The organism is Halorussus sp. AFM4 (assembly GCF_051194995.1).
Classification (GTDB): Archaea; Halobacteriota; Halobacteria; order Halobacteriales; family Haladaptataceae; genus Halorussus.
In genome coordinates, this window is record NZ_JBNTJT010000006.1 from 116,720 (window position 1) to 134,798 (window position 18,079).

The 18,079-nt window shown below is 71.2% G+C and carries 22 protein-coding genes; 14 read left to right on the plus strand and 8 right to left on the minus strand.

Going from position 1 to position 18,079, the window contains the following annotated elements:
* Positions 1-2: 2 nt before the first annotated feature.
* Both ACQUQF_RS23105 and ACQUQF_RS23110 read right to left on the minus strand, forming a co-directional pair.
* Positions 3-1,634, minus strand: coding sequence for a potassium channel family protein (locus tag ACQUQF_RS23105; protein WP_435181664.1), 1,632 nt, complete (start codon positions 1,632-1,634; stop codon positions 3-5).
* An 87-nt stretch (positions 1,635-1,721) separates the two neighbouring features.
* The gene (locus ACQUQF_RS23110; RefSeq protein WP_435181665.1) at positions 1,722-2,318 is read right to left on the minus strand and encodes a GbsR/MarR family transcriptional regulator; all 597 of its coding nucleotides are present in this window, start codon (positions 2,316-2,318) and stop codon (positions 1,722-1,724) included.
* A gap of 59 nt (positions 2,319-2,377) precedes the next feature.
* Here ACQUQF_RS23110 and ACQUQF_RS23115 point away from each other — a divergent pair, with 59 nt between their 5' ends.
* From ACQUQF_RS23115 to thiC, 4 genes are read left to right on the plus strand one after another with little or no spacing between them, the layout of a single operon-like run.
* Positions 2,378-3,217, plus strand: coding sequence for an ABC transporter ATP-binding protein (locus ACQUQF_RS23115; RefSeq protein ID WP_435181666.1), 840 nt, complete (start codon positions 2,378-2,380; stop codon positions 3,215-3,217).
* The gene (locus ACQUQF_RS23120; protein ID WP_435181667.1) at positions 3,210-4,034 is read left to right on the plus strand and encodes an ABC transporter permease; all 825 of its coding nucleotides are present in this window, start codon (positions 3,210-3,212) and stop codon (positions 4,032-4,034) included. The genes ACQUQF_RS23115 and ACQUQF_RS23120 overlap by 8 nt, the downstream gene beginning before the upstream one ends.
* Entirely contained in the window at positions 4,031-4,846 is an 816-nt protein-coding gene (locus tag ACQUQF_RS23125) for an ABC transporter permease (protein WP_435181668.1), read from the plus strand. The genes ACQUQF_RS23120 and ACQUQF_RS23125 overlap by 4 nt, the downstream gene beginning before the upstream one ends.
* A 51-nt stretch (positions 4,847-4,897) precedes the next feature.
* The gene (thiC, locus tag ACQUQF_RS23130; protein ID WP_435181670.1) at positions 4,898-6,331 is read left to right on the plus strand and encodes a phosphomethylpyrimidine synthase ThiC; all 1,434 of its coding nucleotides are present in this window, start codon (positions 4,898-4,900) and stop codon (positions 6,329-6,331) included.
* A gap of 34 nt (positions 6,332-6,365) precedes the next feature.
* Here thiC and ACQUQF_RS23135 read toward each other — a convergent pair whose 3' ends face one another.
* The gene (locus ACQUQF_RS23135; protein WP_435181671.1) at positions 6,366-6,674 is read right to left on the minus strand and encodes a nucleoside triphosphate pyrophosphohydrolase; all 309 of its coding nucleotides are present in this window, start codon (positions 6,672-6,674) and stop codon (positions 6,366-6,368) included.
* Positions 6,675-6,869: 195 nt separating this feature from the next.
* Positions 6,870-7,151 carry a winged helix-turn-helix transcriptional regulator gene (locus tag ACQUQF_RS23140; protein ID WP_435181672.1) on the minus strand — a complete coding sequence of 94 codons (282 nt, stop codon included), beginning with the start codon at positions 7,149-7,151 and terminating at the stop codon, positions 6,870-6,872.
* A gap of 234 nt (positions 7,152-7,385) precedes the next feature.
* Between ACQUQF_RS23140 and ACQUQF_RS23145 the strand changes: the two genes are divergently transcribed.
* The 8 genes from ACQUQF_RS23145 to ACQUQF_RS23180 all read left to right on the plus strand — a co-directional run bounded on the left by ACQUQF_RS23145 (position 7,386) and on the right by ACQUQF_RS23180 (position 13,137).
* Positions 7,386-8,186: a creatininase family protein gene (locus tag ACQUQF_RS23145; protein ID WP_435181674.1), complete on the plus strand. Its 801-nt coding sequence runs from the start codon at positions 7,386-7,388 to the stop codon at positions 8,184-8,186.
* A 58-nt stretch (positions 8,187-8,244) separates the two neighbouring features.
* Positions 8,245-8,541: a hypothetical protein gene (locus tag ACQUQF_RS23150; RefSeq protein ID WP_435181676.1), complete on the plus strand. Its 297-nt coding sequence runs from the start codon at positions 8,245-8,247 to the stop codon at positions 8,539-8,541.
* 80 nt (positions 8,542-8,621) lie between these two features.
* Entirely contained in the window at positions 8,622-8,999 is a 378-nt protein-coding gene (locus ACQUQF_RS23155) for a hypothetical protein (RefSeq protein ID WP_435181677.1), read from the plus strand.
* A 126-nt stretch (positions 9,000-9,125) separates the two neighbouring features.
* Positions 9,126-9,518, plus strand: a complete 393-nt coding sequence (locus tag ACQUQF_RS23160) for a hypothetical protein (protein ID WP_435181678.1) — start codon at positions 9,126-9,128, stop codon at positions 9,516-9,518.
* A 78-nt stretch (positions 9,519-9,596) separates the two neighbouring features.
* Positions 9,597-10,379, plus strand: a complete 783-nt coding sequence (locus ACQUQF_RS23165; protein WP_435181680.1) for an SDR family NAD(P)-dependent oxidoreductase — start codon at positions 9,597-9,599, stop codon at positions 10,377-10,379.
* 87 nt (positions 10,380-10,466) lie between these two features.
* On the plus strand, positions 10,467-11,393 hold the full coding sequence (locus tag ACQUQF_RS23170; protein WP_435181681.1) for a DMT family transporter: 927 nt from the start codon (positions 10,467-10,469) through the stop codon (positions 11,391-11,393).
* Positions 11,394-11,528: 135 nt separating this feature from the next.
* The gene (locus ACQUQF_RS23175; protein ID WP_435181683.1) at positions 11,529-12,359 is read left to right on the plus strand and encodes an HFX_2341 family transcriptional regulator domain-containing protein; all 831 of its coding nucleotides are present in this window, start codon (positions 11,529-11,531) and stop codon (positions 12,357-12,359) included.
* Positions 12,360-12,471: 112 nt separating this feature from the next.
* Entirely contained in the window at positions 12,472-13,137 is a 666-nt protein-coding gene (locus ACQUQF_RS23180; protein WP_435181685.1) for an HD domain-containing protein, read from the plus strand.
* A gap of 92 nt (positions 13,138-13,229) precedes the next feature.
* Here ACQUQF_RS23180 and ACQUQF_RS23185 read toward each other — a convergent pair whose 3' ends face one another.
* On the minus strand, positions 13,230-13,898 hold the full coding sequence (locus tag ACQUQF_RS23185; RefSeq protein ID WP_435181687.1) for an O-methyltransferase: 669 nt from the start codon (positions 13,896-13,898) through the stop codon (positions 13,230-13,232).
* Positions 13,899-14,088: 190 nt separating this feature from the next.
* Here ACQUQF_RS23185 and radA point away from each other — a divergent pair, with 190 nt between their 5' ends.
* Positions 14,089-15,102, plus strand: coding sequence for a DNA repair and recombination protein RadA (gene radA, locus ACQUQF_RS23190; RefSeq protein WP_435181689.1), 1,014 nt, complete (start codon positions 14,089-14,091; stop codon positions 15,100-15,102).
* Between the two features lie 46 nt (positions 15,103-15,148).
* On the opposite strand, the gene ACQUQF_RS23195 is transcribed toward radA, so the two are convergent.
* From ACQUQF_RS23195 to ACQUQF_RS23205, 3 genes are all read right to left on the minus strand, one after another.
* A complete protein-coding gene (locus ACQUQF_RS23195; RefSeq protein ID WP_435181691.1) occupies positions 15,149-15,382 on the minus strand; it encodes a hypothetical protein in 234 nt (77 codons plus the stop codon).
* Between the two features lie 99 nt (positions 15,383-15,481).
* On the minus strand, positions 15,482-15,784 hold the full coding sequence (locus tag ACQUQF_RS23200; protein WP_435181693.1) for a HalOD1 output domain-containing protein: 303 nt from the start codon (positions 15,782-15,784) through the stop codon (positions 15,482-15,484).
* Positions 15,785-15,953: 169 nt separating this feature from the next.
* Positions 15,954-16,442: a DUF7344 domain-containing protein gene (locus ACQUQF_RS23205; RefSeq protein ID WP_435181695.1), complete on the minus strand. Its 489-nt coding sequence runs from the start codon at positions 16,440-16,442 to the stop codon at positions 15,954-15,956.
* Between the two features lie 255 nt (positions 16,443-16,697).
* On the opposite strand from ACQUQF_RS23205, the gene ACQUQF_RS23210 reads away from it, so the two are divergent.
* Complete coding sequence (locus ACQUQF_RS23210; RefSeq protein WP_435181697.1) at positions 16,698-18,077, plus strand: tryptophanase; 1,380 nt, start codon at positions 16,698-16,700, stop codon at positions 18,075-18,077.
* The last annotated feature ends 2 nt before the right edge of the window (positions 18,078-18,079 follow it).

The following is an 18,079-nucleotide window of genomic DNA, read 5'->3' on the forward strand; positions in this document are numbered from 1 at the left end:
GATCAGCTCGCCAGCGTCGTGAACCGGTTGACGCCCTCGTCGGTGCCGGCAACGATGACGGCGTCGCCGTGCCGGAACCGGAACTCCGGGCCGACCTCGGTCAGGACGTCGCCGTCGCGCTCGACGCCCACGACCGTACAGCCGGTCCGGGCCCGGACGTCGGCCTCGCCGATGGTCTGACCGACCAGCCCCTCGGCGGTGGTCCGGACGACCTCGACCTGCTTGTCCATCGAGATGACCTCCTCGCGCTCCAGGATGGTCGAGGCCAGCATCCGGCCCGAGACGGTCGCCAGCGCGAGCACGTAGTCGGCGCCGGCGCGGTAGAGCTTCTGGACGTTCTCGGTCTCCTCGGCCCGGGCCAGCACCTCGACGTCGGGGTTGAGGTCGCGGGCGACCAGCGTCCCGAACCCGGTCAGGGTGTCGTCGGCGATGGTGAACACCACCGTCCGGGCCTGCTCGATGCCCGCCGCCTCGAGCGTCTCGGGGTCGGTGGTGTCGCCCACCACGTCGACGCCCGGCGTGTCCTCGAGGTCGACCACGGTGTAGGAGATGTTCGCCGACGCGAGCGCGTCGGTGACCGTCGACCCGACCTCGCCGTGGCCGACCACCAGCACCGTGCCCTGCCGGGGCCGGTGGGCCTGGGAACTCGTGAACTCCTTGAGCCGCTCGAGCTGGGACTGCCGGCCCGAGACCAGCAGCACCGTCCCGGCGTCGAGTTCGAGGTCCGGGGAGGGCGGCGTCTCGAACTCGCCGCGGACCCACGCGCCGATGACGTTGGCGCCCGACCGCTCGCGGATGCCGCTCTCGGCCAGCGTGTGGCCCGCGATCTCGCTGCCGCGCTGGACCGGGAGCTCGGCGATCTCGAAGTCGGCACCGATCTCGACCGCGTCGCCGAGCTCGGTCGAGACCGCGGTGGTCACCTTGTCGGCCAGGCTCTCGCCGACCAGCCGGCGGGGCGACAGCACCTCGTCGACCCCGGCGAGCTCGTGGTACGGCCGCTGGTCGGGGTCCTCCACGACGCTGACGACCCGGACGTCCTCGGCCGCCTCGCGGGCGGTCAGCACGATGCTCACGTCGACCTCGTCGCTGGCGTCGGCCACGAGTGCGGTCGCGGCGTCGAGGTTGGCCGCTTCGAGGGTCTCGACCGACTCGGGGTCGCCGTGGATCAGCGAGTGGCCCGACTCGTAGAGGTCCATCGCCCGCTCGCGGTCGGGCTCGACGATGACGTACTCGACGCCCCACGACTCCAGTTCGGAGATGAGCGTCTCGGCCCGCGGCGAGTAGGTGGCGATGACCACGTGGTCCTCCAGGTCGTCGACCGCGGTCGGCAGCGTCGTCGACAGCGCGTCCTCGAACAGCGGGACCACGAACACCGGCAGCGCCATGAAGATGAGGACGACCCCGGTCAGGTCCATGATCATCACCAGCACGTTCATCTCGGGGGTCGCCCACGGCGCGTCCGACCCGTACCCCGTCGTCGTGAACGTCTCGACGACGACCTGCAGCGAGTGGTAGAACGGCTGGGGGTCGTTCTCGTAGACGGTCATCCCGTAGTCGTAGACCACCGCGTAGCCGACGAAGACGACCGCGAGCGTCGAGACGTAGTACAGCGTCCGGCGCTTCCAGGTGTCCATCGGGTGGTCGTTTTCGGGAGAGGGTATAAGGGATTGGGGTCTCCGCGCCGACGCTCCCGGACCGAACCGGCGACCGGCGGGCCGGCCCTACTCCCCCGATCGGAGCCGCCGGAGCACGCTCGTGATCCTGTCGAGCGACGAGCTCGTCAGCACGGTCACCGCGGTGTCGGCCTTCTCGTAGAGGCTCCGGAGCCTCTCGACCTTCTCGAGGTCGCGCCGGGCGCGCTCGGAGTCGGCCGCCCGGAGGGTCTCGGCGGCGTCGTCGAGCGCGCGGGTCATGATGCGGACCTCGCTCCGGACCTCCTGGGTGAGGAACTGCTGGCAGACGTGCCAGAGGTCGGTCTCGGCCTCGAAGTAGGCCTTCTTGCCCTCGCCGGGGATCGACCGGCGGTGGACGAAGTGGTACCGCTCCAGCGCGGTCATCGCGGTGCTGACCGTCGACTTGGCGTAGTCGCTCCGGTCGGCGAGGTCGTCGAGCGACAGCGGCTCCTCGGCGAAGAACAGCAGGCCGTAGAGCCGGCCGTAGCTCGGCTTGATGCCGTAGACGTCCGCGGCCCGCGCCAGCGCCTCGACGACCTCCTCGCGGGCCTCCCGGACGGCCTCGTCGTCGGGTCCAGTCGCGTCGGCACCGGAGACGGGGTCGCCTTCGGCGTCCGTGTCGGAATCGGCGTTCGAGTCGGTCATTCGGTGTCGGGAATAGGCCACCGGAACAAATAAATCGTGTCCTACGGAATATTCGGTATATGGTGAATATAGAAAACGGAGTGCGGGACGACCGCGTTCCGGCCGACGGAGACGATCGCGGAGCAGCGGAGAACGGGCTCGACGGCGACCTGGTCGTCCGCGGGCGCGGGCTGACGAAGACCTACGACTCGCCGCTGCCGCTCGCTCGGACCGTCGAGGTGCTCCGGGGGGCCGACCTCGACGTCCGGGCGGGCGAGATCGTCGGCATCGTCGGCGAGAACGGGTCGGGCAAGTCCACGCTGATGAAGCTCCTCGTCGGCGCGCTCGAACCGGACGACGGCGAGGTGGTCGTCGACGGCGTCGCGGGGTGGTGCCCCCAGGACCCGCTGCTGTACGACCGGCTCACGGTCGCCGAGACGTTCCGGCTGTTCGGGACCGCCCACGGGCTGGCCGGCGACGAGATCCGCGAGGCCCGCGACCGGCTCGCCGAGCGACTGGGCTTCGAGGAGTTCCTCGACTACCGGGTCGACCAGCTCAGCGGCGGCAACCGCCAGAAGGTCAACCTGGGCGTCGCGGTGATGGCCGACCCCGACGTGCTGTTCCTCGACGAGCCGTACACCGGGTTCGACTGGCAGACGTACCTCGCGTTCTGGGAGCTGACCGAGGAGCTGACCGACCGCGGGGTCGCCATCGCGGTCATCTCGCACTTCGTCAGCGAGCGCGAGCGGTTTGACCGCATCCTCGAGCTCACCGACGGCCGGCTGGCCGACGTGACCGACGCGGACCCGGCGGACCGGCCCGGCGAGGACCCCCGGGACCCGGGCGCCGGCCGCGACTCCGCGGCCGACGAGGCGACCGACCGCGACGACCCCGCACCGGAGGCCGGGACCGATGCCTGAGAGCACACGAACCGCGGGCGGTCCGGACGGCGCTGGCGGACGGCAGGGGCCGGCCGGTCCGGCCCGACCGCAACGGAGGAGCCGCCTCCGCCGACTCCGGATCGGCGTGGCCTCGCACGTCCGGGCGTTCGTTCGCACGCCGCTGAACGTCGCGCTGCTGGTCGCCTTCCCGGTGGTCGTGATCGAGGGGTACGGCGCGGCGATGGCGGCGTTCCCCCAGTTCCCGGGGCTCGCCGTCGAGTCGATGGCCGAGATGGGCCGGGTCAACGGCGCGGTCTACGCCGCGGCCTTCCTCGCCGGGATACTGGGGCTGTTCCAGAGCATCGGCGCGGTCCAGGCCGACGAGCGCCTCCGGGTCTGCGGCTACGACCGCGCGGAACTGTTCGCCTCGCGGCTGGCGGCGGTCGCGCTCGGCAGCGCGCTCGTGGCGGCGGTCTCGACCGCGGTGCTCCAGTGGCGGGTCGAGCCCGCGGCGCCGGCGGCGGCGTTCGGCGCGCTGACGCTCGCGGCGCTGCTCTACGGCCTGGTGGGGATGCTCGTCGGGGCGGTGCTCCCGCGGGCGCTCGAGGGCTCGCTGGTCCTGGTCTTCCTCGTGGACTTCGACGACTTCCTCTCCAGCGGGGTGGTCGCGGTCGACTCGCCGGCGCTGAAGCTGCTGCCGCTGCACTACCCGCACGACATTTTCCAGGCGGCGGTGTTCGACGGGACGGTGGCGTCCGGTGACGCCCTCGCCGCCCTGGCGTACCTCGGTGCGGCCTTCGTCGCGGCGCTGGCGGTCTACGTCCGCGTGACCGGTCGGGGAGGTGTGCTGTCGTGAGCAGAATCGACGCCGGGGCGCCGGCCGGCGACGGCGGCGCTCCCCGCGACGGCGGCGACCGACCGGGGCTCGGATTCGCGAGACGGGTCGCCGCGGCGTTCGAGATGGGCCTGCGCGAGTACGCCCGGACCCCGGTGCTGCTCGCGCTGCTGGTCTTCCTGCCGGCGTACTTCGTGGGAGTGCTCGTCTACCTGCTGCCGGCGTCGCCGGTGCCCGTCGCGGTGGCCGGCGAGGGGACGGTCGCGGTTCCGTCCTCGGAACTGTACGGTATCCTGCTCGTCCCCCTGCTGTGCGCGCTGGTCGGGGGCATCGCGGGGCTGTTCCTGATGCTGAACGCCCGGGACGCCGACGGTCGGCTGGTCGTCGCGGGCTACCGGCCGGCCCAGTTGCTGGTCGCGCGCGTCGGCCTCCTGGCGGTCGCGGCCGGCGTCGCGGCCGGCGTCTCGCTCGGCGTCCTCTCGGTCGAGGTGGTCCCCGAGCGCCTCGGCTGGTTCGTCGCCGCGTCGGTGCTCGCGGGGCTGACCTACGGGCTGGTCGGCGCGCTGGCCGGCCTCGCGCTCTCGCGGCTGGCGGGGGTGTACCTCCTGCTGTTCGCGCCGATGGTCGACGTGTTCTTCTTCCAGAACCCGATGGTCGGCGACCCCCATTGGCTGGCCTCGTACCTCCCTGGCCACTTCGCCACCGAGGTCGCCGTCGACGCCGGGTTCTCCGCGAGCGTGTCGCTCGAACCGCTCGGGTGGGCGGTGGCGTACCTGCTCGCGGTCGGCGCCGCAGCCGGCGTCGCCTACTACCGGTCGATGCGATCCGGGTAGGGCGAGGGGCCGCCCCGTGGATTTATTATCCGGTGGTACAACCCAGTGTTCGTGACGCAGCTACAGCGCGCCCGGGAGGGCACGGTCACCGACGCGATGGAGCGAGTCGCCGAGCGCGAGCGGGTCGACCCCGAGTTCGTGCGCGAGCAGGTCGCCGAGGGGCAGGCGGTCATCCCGGCCAACGTCGGGCACGACCGGCTCGACCCAATGATCATCGGCCGGGAGTTCGCGACGAAGGTCAACGCCAACATCGGCAACAGCGAGACCGACAGCGGCGTCGAGGAGGAACTGGAGAAACTCCACACCGCGGTCCACTACGGCGCCGACACCGTGATGGACCTCAGCACCGGCGGGTACCTCGACCGCATTCGGGAGGCCAACGTCGAGCACTCGCCGGTCCCGGTCGGCACCGTCCCCATCTACGAGGCGGTCAAGCGAGTCGACGACGTCGCGGACATAACCCACGAACTCCTCCTGGACGTCATCGAGAAGCAGGCCGAGCAGGGCGTCGACTACATGACGATCCACGCCGGCGTGCTGATGGAGCACCTCCCGCTGACCGACGGCCGCAAGACCGGCATCGTCTCGCGCGGGGGCTCCATCCTCGCCCAGTGGATGGAGGAGAACGGGATGCAGAACCCTCTCTACGCTAAATTCGAGGACATCTGCGAGCTCTTCGCCGAGTACGACGTGACGTTCAGCCTCGGCGACGGGCTCCGTCCGGGCTGTCTCGCGGACGCGGGCGACGACGCCCAGTTCGCGGAGCTCGACACGCTCGGCGAGCTGACCGAGGTCGCACAGGACAGGGGCGTCCAGGTGATGGTCGAGGGGCCGGGCCACGTCCCGATGGACCGGGTGGCGGCAAACGTTGAGCGCCAACAGGCGGTCTGCGACGGCGCGCCGTTCTACGTGCTCGGGCCGCTGGTGACCGACGTCGCGCCGGGCTACGACCACATCACCAGCGCCATCGGCGCGACCGAGGCGGCCCGCGCCGGCGCCGCGATGCTCTGCTACGTCACCCCGAAGGAGCACCTCGGGCTCCCGGACGCCGAGGACGTCCGCGACGGCCTGGCGGCCTACCGCATCGCCGCCCACGCCGCCGACGTGGCCAACGACCGGGCGGGCGCCCGGGACTGGGACGACGCCCTCTCGGAGGCCCGCTACGAGTTCGACTGGCGCCGCCAGTTCGAGCTGGCGCTCGATCCCGAGCGCGCCCGGTCCTACCACGACCAGACGCTCCCGGGCGACAACTACAAGGAGGCCCGGTTCTGCTCGATGTGCGGCGCGGAGTTCTGCTCGATGCGCATCGACCAGGACGCGAGGGGCGCTGACGGCGAGATGACCGAGTTAGACGACGAGACCGACGTCGAGGCGTCGCCGGCCGCCGAGGTCAACCGACCGCCGGTCGGCACCCACGAGGTGTCGGGCGAGCCGACGCTGGCGGACGTCGACCTCGCGCGCGAGTACCCGACCACCGACGACTGAGACGCCGCGGTTCCCCGGTTGGCGCTTCCGTCTCCTACTCCACGCGTTCGAGGACGACGCCCTCGTCGAACCGGCCGCGCTCGTCGGCCTTCTCCTCGCAGAGTCGGTCGAGTTCCTCCCCGTCGATGTCCTCCGCGTCGCGTATCGCCGCGATCACCGCCAGCACGTCGGCGAGTTCTTCGGGGTCGCCGCTCTCGCGGAACTCCGCGGCCTCCTCGCAGAGCTTCTCGCGGAGGCGGCGTCGGTACTCCTCGCCCTCGGCCACGCGGGTCACGGGCGTCTCGCCGTTCGCGCGGATGACGGCCGGAATCTCGTCCCGGACCAGCTTGTCGTACTCGGTCACGCCGTGACCGTCACGGGGCCGGGAGGAAGCGGTTTCGGATTCGGCGGACGAGGAACCGGAATGACGTAGAGAAAGCAACTGGGTCGCGGCCCCCGCGCCGTGTGCCCGACAGTCTTCGGCGGAACGGGTGTCTGGTTATCGTTCCCTCGATCGGCGGGTTCCGGCCGGAACCCGGGGCCGGTCGCGACGCCGGTCTCAGACCGCCTCGGCGCTCTCGGCGGCGCTCTCGCCCGCCTGGAGGCACTCCTGGACCGAGTCGGTGAGCGCGTAGAGCTGCTTGCGGGCGTCGGGGATGTAGACGCGCTCGTCGATGACGCCCTGGTCCTTGAGGCGCTTGATGGAGCTGCGGACCGTGCGGGGCGACAGCCGGGTCCGCTCGCTGATCTGCTGCTGGGTCAGCGGTTCGTCGCTGTACTCGAGTACCTTCACGACCAGCTTCGCGCTCGGTGGGGCGTCGTCGTCGAGGCAGTCAGACATCGTGTTTCGAGCGTGGGCCGCCAGGGAATTATACGTTTCCTAACCCCCGTGAAAGGAGGTTACCGAGCGGTAACCGCCTTTGCCTCGGGAGCGCTCCACCGGACCGTCCCGGAGTACCGGACGAGTGCAGCTCCCGGTGGCGTTCGGGGGTCGCTCCGACACCGGACGCGGCGCAGTTCCCGTGATGCTACGGGCGGGGAAGCACTTTACTCGCTCGCCGCCGGCCTAATCGGTATGTACCTCGCCGACCAGACCTGGCCGGAGCTGGGCGACTACGTGGCCGAGGAGTCGCTGGCGGTCGTCCCGCTGGGATCGACCGAGCAGCACGGGCCCCACCTCCCGCTGTCGACCGACCACGCCATCGCGGAGGGGCTGGCCCGCGAGGCGGCGGCCCGGACCGGCTACCTCTGCACGCCGACCGTGAACGTCGGCGTCAGCGTCCACCACAAGCAGTTCCACGGCACGATGTGGGCCGACGCGCCCGCGTTCCGCGACTACGTCGAGAGCATCTCGCGCAACCTCGCGTACCACGGCATCGACCGCATCGTCTTCGTCAACGCCCACGGCGGCAACCAGACCCACCTCCGGGAGGTCGGCCGCCGCCTGCGCGAGGACGAGGCGGCCTACGCGGTCGAGTGGATGTGGGACGAGTCGATCCCCGACCTCGTCGACGACCTGTTCGCGACAAACGGTCCCCACGGCGGCCCCAAGGAGACCGCGATGATGATGCACCTCGACCCGGAGCACGTCCGGACCGAGAGGCTCGAGGACGCCCGGGACGGCGGCCTGGTCGACTGGGCGAACAGCGACGACGCGTACGTCCACGGGGCGCGCAACTTCTACGACTCCATCGACAACACCGCGAACGGCGTCCTGGGCGACCAGACCGACGCCACCCCCGAGAAGGGCGAGCGGCTGTTCGAGGCCGCCACCGAGCAGCTGGTCGAGCTCCTGGAGTGGCTTGACGCCCGGCGGTTCGAGGACCTGATGGCGAAGCCCCACGTCGACCCCCAGCCCGGCAGCCGGCGGGAGTGAGCCCGCACCGCGCCCCGCGGCCCGAACCGATAACCGCCGCGCTGGCGTCGCCTCGGGCATGGCGGACGACCCGTCCGACGACCGCGCCGGCGTCGGCCCGTCAGATGACCGCGCCGACGTCGACGCGGACGACACCGGGGTAGAGTACCGCAGAGAGCAGTCCGATGACAGGGACGACGAGGCCCTGCGCGCCGAGGCCACCGAGGACGAGAGCTGGTGGGACGAGGGACTGGTGACCCTGCTGCTGGTGGCCGGCCTCGCGCTGTTCCTGTTCCCCGAACCGGCCACGTCGGGCCTGGGCGTCGCGTTGATGGCGGTCGGCGCGGCCCTGTGGCTGCTCGACTGGCTCGCCTGATCGCGTTCCGGGTGCGCGGAGTGCCGATACTCGCCGGCTCGGCCCCAACCGATAACCGTTCTCCGGCCCGACTGGGGACCATGAGCGACGACAGCTACCCCGCCGACGCGTACGACGAGGAGGAGGTCGGAGACACGCGCGGCGTCCGCGAGGAGGAGGTCGACGACCCCTACGACGACACGCTACTGCCGCTGGGTGGCTCGATGTACCCCTTCTCCTGGCCGTTCTGGGCCACGGACGAGGACGACGTCTACGAGGACGAGTCGTTCGAGGGGGCCGAATACGACGGGGCCGACGCCGAGCGGGACGACGGCGCCGGGTGGGACGTGGGAGTGATCGGGACGCTCCTGCTGGTCGGTCTCGCGCTCTTCCTCATCCCGGAGCCCACGACGTCGGCCATCGGCATCTTCCTCATCTCGCTCGGGGTGGTCGCGTGGGTCGTCGACTGGCTGCTCTGAGGCCGTCTCGACGCCACGTCTCGACACTACTTCCGGCGTCGCCGCCGCTCGACCACCGGCTTGCGCCCGGCGTCGTCTGACACTTCGGCCACAGGTAATAACCCCGTCACGGACGTTCCGTTCGGCATGGCGAACGACCCGTACACCGACGACGAGTACGACGACACGTACCGGGAGGTCCACGGCGACGAACCCGCGGCGGACCGCGACGCGGTCGCCGACGACGACACCGGCTTCTTCGGGTACGGCCCCCGGGGCGAGTACTGGCCCACCGGGTGGGGGCTCTGGCCCGGCGGCGACACCGTCGACGCCGACCAGGACATGTACGGCTATCAGGACCCGGAGTACGGGGCGACCGACGAGGAGGACGACGGCTCGTGGCTCGACGAGGGGCTCATCGCCACCTTCCTCATCGTCGGCGCCGTCCTGTTCTTCTTCCCCGAACCCACCACGTCCGCGGTCGGTATCGCGATGCTCGCGATGGGCGTGATGGGCTGGGTCGTCGACTGGGCGATGTGAGGCGGCGGTCGGGCCGCGCCACGGTCCGGTCGACCGGTCGACGCCGTTACGGGGCGGCGCCGCCACGACCGACACGGAATGGCAACGCTGAATCCCGACTTCTCCGACCAGACGGTCGTCGTCACCGGCGGGGCCGCCGGCATCGGCCGGGCGGTCGCGCTGGCGTTCGGCGACGCGGGCGCGACGGTGCTGGTCGCGGACGTCCGCGAGGAACCGAAGGGCCCCGACGAGACCACGCCGACCCACGAGCGAATCAGCGACGCGGGCGGGACGGCCGAGTACGTCGAGACCGACGTCTCGGACCCGGACCAGATACGCACCGTCGTCGAGGCCGCCCGCGAGTTCGGGGGCGTCGACGCGATGGTGAACAACGCCGGCGTCTACACCAAGCGGCGGTTCCTGGACGTCACCCCCGAGGAGTTCGACGAGGTCCACGCCGTCAACGCCAGGGGCACCTTCTTCGGGACCCAGATCGCCGCCGAGGACTTGATCGAGCGAGGCGACCCCGGCGTCGTGATTAACACCTCCTCGGACACCCAGGGCCGGGCGGCGTGGGACCACTCCCACTACGCCGCCACCAAGGGCGCGGTCCGGATGATCACCCGGGGCGCCGCGCTCGAATTCGCGACCGAGGACGTGCGGGTCAACGCGGTCGCGCCCGGCCCGGTCGCCACCGAGATCCGCGAGGGCTGGGCCGAGGAGGCCGCGGCGATGGCGCCCGAGGGCGAGACCCCCGACCTCCCGCTCCGTGCCGCCGACCCGGAGGAGCTCGCCGGCGCGTACCTCTTCCTGGCGAGCGACGCCGCCTCCTACGTCACCGGCGAGACGGTCTGGGTCGACGGCGGCGGTCACGTCTGCTGACGGTTGCGACGCACCGCCGCGGACGGTAACGATAGTAACGACAGTAACGGAAACACCTTCACCGTCCGTCGGCCGCCAACCTCGGCCATGGTCGAGTGGTCGGACGTCGCCGGTCGCAGAGTCCCCTCCGTGTCGACGCACGCGAGGGCCGCGCTGGAAGCGCTGTTCGTCACGCTCCTCTGGTCGTCGTCGTACGTCCTCATCGACGTCGGCCTCGCGGACATCCCCGCGCTCACCTTCGCCGGACTCCGGTACGGCCTCGCCGCGATCGTCCTGCTCCCGTCGTTCGTCCGCCGGGGCCACCACCGGGCGGTCAGGCGGGCCGGGCGGTCGGAGTGGGGTCTATTGCTGGCGCTCGGGCTCCTGCTGTACGCGGTGACCCAGGGCGCGCAGTTCGTCGCGCTCGGCCACCTCCGGGCGGCGACGGTGAGCCTCGTGCTGACGTTCACCCCGGTCGCCGTGGCGCTCGCCGGGACTGCGGTCGCCGCCGAGCGACCGACCGCTCGCCAGTGGGCGGGCCTGGCGGTGCTGCTCGCGGGCGCCGGGCTCTACTTCCGGCCGTGGGCCGGCCCGCTCGGCTCCGCGTTCGGGCTGGCGGTGATGTGCGTCGGCCTGGTCGGGAACGCCGCGGGGTCGCTGGTCGGCCGACGGGTCAACCGGGACGGACCCCTCTCGCCGGTGGCGGTCACGACGGTCAGCATGGCCATCGGGGCCGCGGTGCTGCTGGCGGTCGGCGTCGCGGTGCAGGGGCCGCCGGCGCTCCCGTTGTACGCCTGGGGCATCGTCGGGTGGCTGGCGGTGGTCAACACGGCCGGCGCGTTCACCCTCTGGAACCGGACGTTGCAGACGCTCACGGCCGTGGAATCGAGCGTCATCAACAACACGATGCTCGTCCAGGTCGCCGTCCTGGGATGGCTGTTCCTCGGCGAGACGATTCGTGGTCACGAAATCGGCGGAATTCTCGCCGTCGCCGCCGGGGCGTTGCTCGTCCAGTTGGGGTCGGCCAGGCGGTGAGTGACTCGTACCGACGTGGTCGAAGGAGTACCAGCGTCGGTGAGACAGAATCGAGACGGTCCGACAGAGCCGATACCGTCGCATCGGTAACGACGTTTCCGTACTATTTTAACCGATGTGGCGGGAGAGGAGACCATGAACGACGATCCGCCCGTGGCCGAGCGCGTCCAGGTGGTCCCGCTCGGGTTCGAGTACGAGCGGCTCAGGCGACCGATATTCGAGTGGAAGGCCGACAAGGTGGTCGCCGTCGCCTACGACGACAGCCGTGCCGCGGTGCCGTACCTCGACCGACTCGTCGCGGAGCTGGCGGCCAACGAGCGCATCGAACTCGAGCGCCGGGAGTGCGACATCTTCGACCTCTACGACACCCTGGGGACGGTCGCGGCCGCCATCGACGACCACGAGGGCGACGACGTGTACGTCAACCTCTCGGGCGGCAGCAAGATCACCGCCATCGCGGGGATGATCGCCTGCATGGCGACCGGGGCGACGCCGATCTACGCCCGGCCAGACTACGGCCCGGCGGCAGAGCGGGTCCCGTCCGAACCGCTCCACGACGCGGTCGAGCGCGTCTTCTCGCTGCCGACCTATCCCATCGAGAGCCCCTCTGCGACTCACGTGGCGTTCCTCCGGTTCATCGACGAACGGGAGCGCGAGGTCGGGGCGGAGGGGGACGCGACGGAGACCGACGCGACCGCTGACGCCGACGCCGCCGACGCCCGCGGGCGGTACCGCGGCGCGAGCAAGAAGGAGCTCGTCGAGTTCGCCCGGGCGGAGCGGTTCCGGTTCGTCGCCGAGTCGTCGGCCGAGACAGAGAAGGGGCTGTACCGGCTGCTCGACCGCCACGTCGTCGATCCCCTCGAATCGAAGGGGTACGTCGACGTCGCGAAGGTCGGCCGCCGGAAGTACCTCTCGCTCACCGAGGCCGGCCGCAACACCCTCCGGGCCTACCGGCACCTCGCCTGAGGGGCGGAGGTCCGTCGCGAATCGGCCGACACCGGGGCTCCCGGTCCCGGTCACCGCCCATCTGACAGTTCCGCAACCTCTAATTCCGCGGGGAGAGACGTCTCCACCATCCGTGACTCAGGAGCTAGGTCCCCTCGCACGGCGGTTGGCGCTGCCCTACTACGACGACGCCCTCCCGGCCCACGACCGGTTCCACGCCGAGCGGGTCCGCGACGTGGCGCTCCGGCTGGCGGGCGAGTCCGAGGGTGCGGTCGACAGGGACGTGCTCGCCGCCGCGGCGTGGTTGCACGACATCGGACGGCCGCTCGAACGCACCGGAGAGATAGCCGACCACGACCAGTGGGCCGCGCGGGAAGCCGCGGACCTGCTCGCCACCGAGGGGGTGGCGACCGACAGCATCGACGCCGTCGAACACTGCATCCGGGCCCACAGCGTCCGGGCCAGCTCGCCCGAGCCCGAGACTCCCGAGGCCAGGCTGCTCTTCGACGCGGACAAGCTCGACGCCGCCGGTGCGCGCGGCATCGTCCGACTGGCCTGCATCGTCGGCGAGCGGTCGGGCCGAGCCGGCGAGCGGTACGCGGTCATCGACGACGCGTCCGCCGCCGGCGCGGACGCGCCGGACGACCCCGACGTCGGGCTCCTCCGGGAGTGGGCGCGGGAGCGGCTCGACGCGCTGTACACGCCGGCCGGCCGCCGGCTCGGCGAGTCGCGCTGGCAGTTCATGGAGGAGTTCTTCGCGCAGTTTTCCGACGAGATCGGCGTCGACGGGGAGCGATAGGTCGCCGCCCTCATCGCTGCGGGCGGCCCGTTCGACGCCGCCGGGTGTCCGTACTTCTCTGCGTCGTCATCCGATCCGGTACCGTCGGCGGGCTACGCCTCCGTCCTGTAGCTCACCGCGATGCCCTCGCCGAGCGGGATCGGGACCGTCTCGAACGACGGGTCGTCCCGGACCGACCGGAGGTAGTCGACGACGCCGCGAGTTTCCTCGTCTACGTCGCCGGGGTCGTCGCCTTCGAGTACCGACACGATGGCCCCGAAGTCCTGGGCGGAGCTCTGCATCGCGTTGTCCGCGATGATCGCCCCGCCCTCCGGGACCTTCTCCCGGACCGCGTCGAAGGCGTCGGGGTAGTCGCGCTTCCGGCAGTCGACGAGGACCACGTCGAAGGGGCCCTCGTAGCGCTCGATCGTCTCCAGGGCGTCGCCGGCCTCGAAGGCCGCGAGGTCGGCGTAGCCGCCGGCCGCGAGGTACTCCCGGGCGTCGTCGAGCTCGTCGGCGTCGTGCTCGGTCAGGACGATCTGGCCGCCGTCGGGCAGCGCCCCGGCGAACCAGTAGGCCGAGTAGCCGAACCCCGACCCGAACTCGAAGATCCGCTCGGCGTCGACCATCCGGGCCGCCAGCCGGAGGAAGCCGCCGACCGCCGGCCCGACGGTCGGGAAGCCGATCGCCTCGCCGTGGGCCTCCATCTCGCGCAGGGTGTCGTCGCGGTCGGGCACCATCGCGCGGACGAACCGCTCGGTCTCCTCGGACAGTAGCGCCATGGTCGACTCGTCGGACGGCGGTCAGTTAACTGTTCCCGGGCGGCTCGCGCCACCGGGCCGAGTCGTCCGCCGGCCGGTGACGGTCGGTCGCCCCGCACTCGGTGGGCGCGGCGGCCCTACTCCGCGTTCAGTTTCACTTTCACTGCCCAGTATACGCCTCCTTATCTCCCCGCGGCCCCAACACCTGCCGATGGCAGCGACAGAGAAACTCGACACGCTCCCAGGAGTCGGACCGGCGACCGCGGAGAAGCTCGGCGACGCGGGCTACGACTCGTTCGTCTCGATCGCGGTGGCGAGCCCCGGCGAGCTCTCGAACACGGCGGACGTCGGCGAGTCGAACGCGGCGGACATCATCCGCGCGGCCCGCGAGAAGGCCGACGTGGGCGGCTTCGAGACCGGCACCGAGGTACTGGCGCGCCGCGACCAGGTCGGCAAGCTGGAGTGGAACGTCCCGGCGGTCGACGAGATGCTCGGCGGCGGCGTCGAGACCCAGTCGATCACCGAGGTCTACGGCCAGTTCGGCACGGGCAAGTCCCAGGTCACCCACCAGCTCGCGGTCAACGTCCAGCTGCCCCGCGACCACGGCGGGCTGGAGGGGACCGCGCTGTTCGTCGACACCGAGGACACGTTCCGGCCCGAGCGCATCGACGACATGGTCCGCGGGCTCGACGACGAGACCAAGCAGGCCGCGATGCGGCTCCACCAGGTCCGGACCGAGGACGGGCTGGTCGACTCGGTGCTCGACGGCATCCACGTCGCCAAGGCGTTCAACTCCAACCACCAGATGCTGCTGGCCGAGACGGCCGAGGAGCTCGTCAAGGAGAACCAGGACTCGGAGTGGCCCGTCCGGCTGGTCTGCGTCGACTCGCTGACCGCCCACTTCCGCGCGGAGTACGTGGGTCGGGGCGAGCTCGCCGAGCGACAGCAGAAGCTCAACAAGCACCTCCACGACCTGGTCCGGCTCGGCAGCCTCCACAACGCGGCCGTGGTGGTCACCAACCAGGTCCAGTCGAACCCGGACGCCTTCTTCGGCGACCCCACCAAGCCCATCGGGGGCAACATCCTGGGCCACACCTCGACGTTCCGCATCTACCTGCGGCAGTCGAAGGGCGACAAGCGCATCGTCCGGCTGGTCGACGCGCCCAACTTGGCGGACGGCGAGGCGGTCATGCGCGTGCAGGACGGCGGCCTGAAGCCGGAGTGACGACGTTCCGGTAGCCCTCTTTTCGGTCCGAGTACCCACACACCTGTTACGTCCGCGAGCGCCCCGACCAGCGCCCAAGTCGAGGGTGCGCAGTCGTCCCAGTCGGTTCACTCCCGGAGTTGTGCGAGGCGCCGTACTGCGAGGGCGCGGACAGCGTCCCCGAGTCGATCCGACTCACGACGTGCATCGCATCGTGGGCCGCCCCGGAGTGGAGGTCCAGCGTCTCGAGGCCGGGCTCTGCGGCCGCTCCGCTGGCGCTGTCCTGCATCCGGTCGCTCATGGGCCCCGGCGGGCGGTCGAAGGACCGGCGGAACTCGGTCCCGACGCCGCGCTCGCCGGGTCGTCGACGAGAACGCCGGGCGGAGTCGCCGCCGGAATCTCAGTCGACCGGTTCGAGTTCGATGAGCCCGCTCGGGTGGACCGTCACGCGGTAGCCCTCGTACGTGAACGAGACCCGGCCGTCGACGTCGGGGAGGCCGCCCGCGCCGACGAACTCGTCGAGCACGTCCGGGTCGACGGTCCGGAACAGCGGGTCCAGTTCCAGCGGGTCCACGCCGGCGGCGTCGGCGACCGCCGTCACGAGCAACTCGCTCGGCCGGTCGTCGGCCTCCGGGTCGTAGCGGACGTGACGTCGCTCCGTGCGCCGGTTAGCGTCGTCTCGGGGTTCGTCGGTGTCTCTCATACTTCGTGGCTCGGTCCCGGTAGAACGCAGTGCGGACGGGACACTCCCTTCCCGGGGACCGTCGGGATCGGGACCGGTCGGTCCCTCGTGACTGGCCGCGAATTGGACGCGGATCCGCATATACTTACCGGCTTCCGTGTTCGATTTTAGCCCGTCACCGCCGGCCGGCTCAGGGCCCCTCCGAGGCCTCCAGGAGTCCGAGCACGGTCGACACCCGGTCGTCGCCCCAGTACCGGACGGTCCGCGACCGGGGGTCGTAGTCGAGGACCGCGGCGGCGTCGAGTCTGGGGAGGTGGTTGTGGTGGAGCGTCACCGCGACGCGCCGGCGGTGTCGCTCGCGGTCGGGTCCGGACCCCTCGCGACGCGCGGCCCCGACCTCGTCGTCAGCCGTGCCGTCCTCCGCCTCGACGTCGGTGTCGTCCGTCCAGGGATCGCCAGCGCTGTCGGCCGCCCGCTCTCGCCGCGCGACGTGTTCGGCGACGTCGTCGAGGTCCACCACGTCCACCGAGAGCGACTCGAGGTGCGCGAGGACGTACCGTGTCCGCCTGTCCGACACCGTCTCGAACAGGTCGCCGACGGGGCGTTCCCCGTCCTCGCGTGCATCGACGTCGAACGGCGGCGCCTCGTGGTCGTCCCCGTCGGAGGTGTCGTCGGGCACGTTGATTGATGGCAGAAGAACGGTAGGCTTAGGTCTGTCGGGCGAACGCGCGCTGGGCTATAAATTCAAACCCGGGCCACGCGACCGTTTACGTAAACGTAAGCGATATCGTTAACGAACGTTCGGTCTGCCCGAGTCCGTTCTCGACAGCGGCGTCCACGAGTGACCAGATCCGGCGACCGCACGCCGTCGGCGGCGACTCACGTCCAGAGCTGTCGCGCAAGCAATACGTTCCGGGGCGCCCACCGTCCGGACATGCGAGCGTACAAGGCGAAGATGGTCTCGCCGATCCGGCTCCCCGACCGCGACGAGCGCGAGGCGAACCTGGAGCGGGCGGGCTACAACGTCTTCAACCTCGACTCCGAGGCCGTGTTCGTCGACCTGCTGACCGACAGCGGCACCGGCACGATGAGCGAGAACCAGTGGGCCGCGATGCTGACCGGCGACGAGGCCTACGCCGGCAGCCAGAGCTTCGACCGCCTGCAGCAGGCGGTCGCGGACGTGATGGGGTTCGAGCGCATCATCCCCGCCCACCAGGGCCGGGGCGCCGAGAACGTCCTCTACGGCGCGCTGGTCGGGGAGGGCGACTACGTCCCCAACAACACCCACTTCGACACCACGCGGGCCCACATCGCGAACAGCGGCGGGGAACCGGTCGACTGCCCCCGGGAGGGCGCGCTCGACGACGACCGGCCCTTCGCGGGCGACCTCGACGTCGAGGCGGTCCGCGACCTGGTCGACGAGGTGGGCGCCGAGAACGTCCCCGCGGTGCTGCTGACGATCACGAACAACTCGCTGGCGGGCCAGCCGGTCAGCGTCGAGAACGTCCGGGCGGCCCGCGAGGTGGCCGACGAGCTCGACGCCGTCTTCGTGATCGACGCCTGCCGGTTCGCCGAGAACGCCTACTTCGTCCGGGAGCGCGAGCCGGAGTTCGCCGACGACTCGGTCGCGGAGGTGGCCCGCGAGCAGCTCTCGTACGCCGACGCCGTCGTGATGAGCGGGAAGAAGGACGGGCTGGTCAACGTCGGCGGGTTCGTCGGCATCCGGGACGACCCCGAACTCGACGACCTGTACGCGACGGCCCGCGAGCGCGGCATCCTCTACGAGGGGTTCACGACCTACGGCGGGATGGCGGGCCGGGACCTCGAAGCGATGGCGGTGGGCCTCCGCGAGGCGGTCGAGGAGCGGTACGTCGCCGACCGGGTCGACCAGGTCCGGCGGCTCGGCGACCTGCTGGCCGACCGGGGCGTCCCGGTCCAGCGACCCACCGGCGGCCACGCGGTGTACGTCGACGCCGCCGCGTTCCTGCCCGACGTCCCGGCCGACCGGTTCCCCGGGCAGGCGCTGGTCTGCGAGCTCTACCGCGAGGGCGCGGTCCGGGGCGTCGAGCTGGGGAGCTTCGCCTTCCCCGAGACCGACAGGCCCGAACTGGTCCGGCTGTCGCTGCCCCGCCGCACCTACGGCGCCGACCACCTCGAACACGTCGCCGAGACGTTCGAGCGGGTGGCCGACCGCCGCGACGCCGGCGAGATCGCGGGCCTCGAGATCGTCGACGAGCCCGAGATGGCCGAGCTCCGCCACTTCAGCGCGGAGCTCCGGCCGGTCCGCGAACGCGAGGCGACCACCGCGGACTGAGA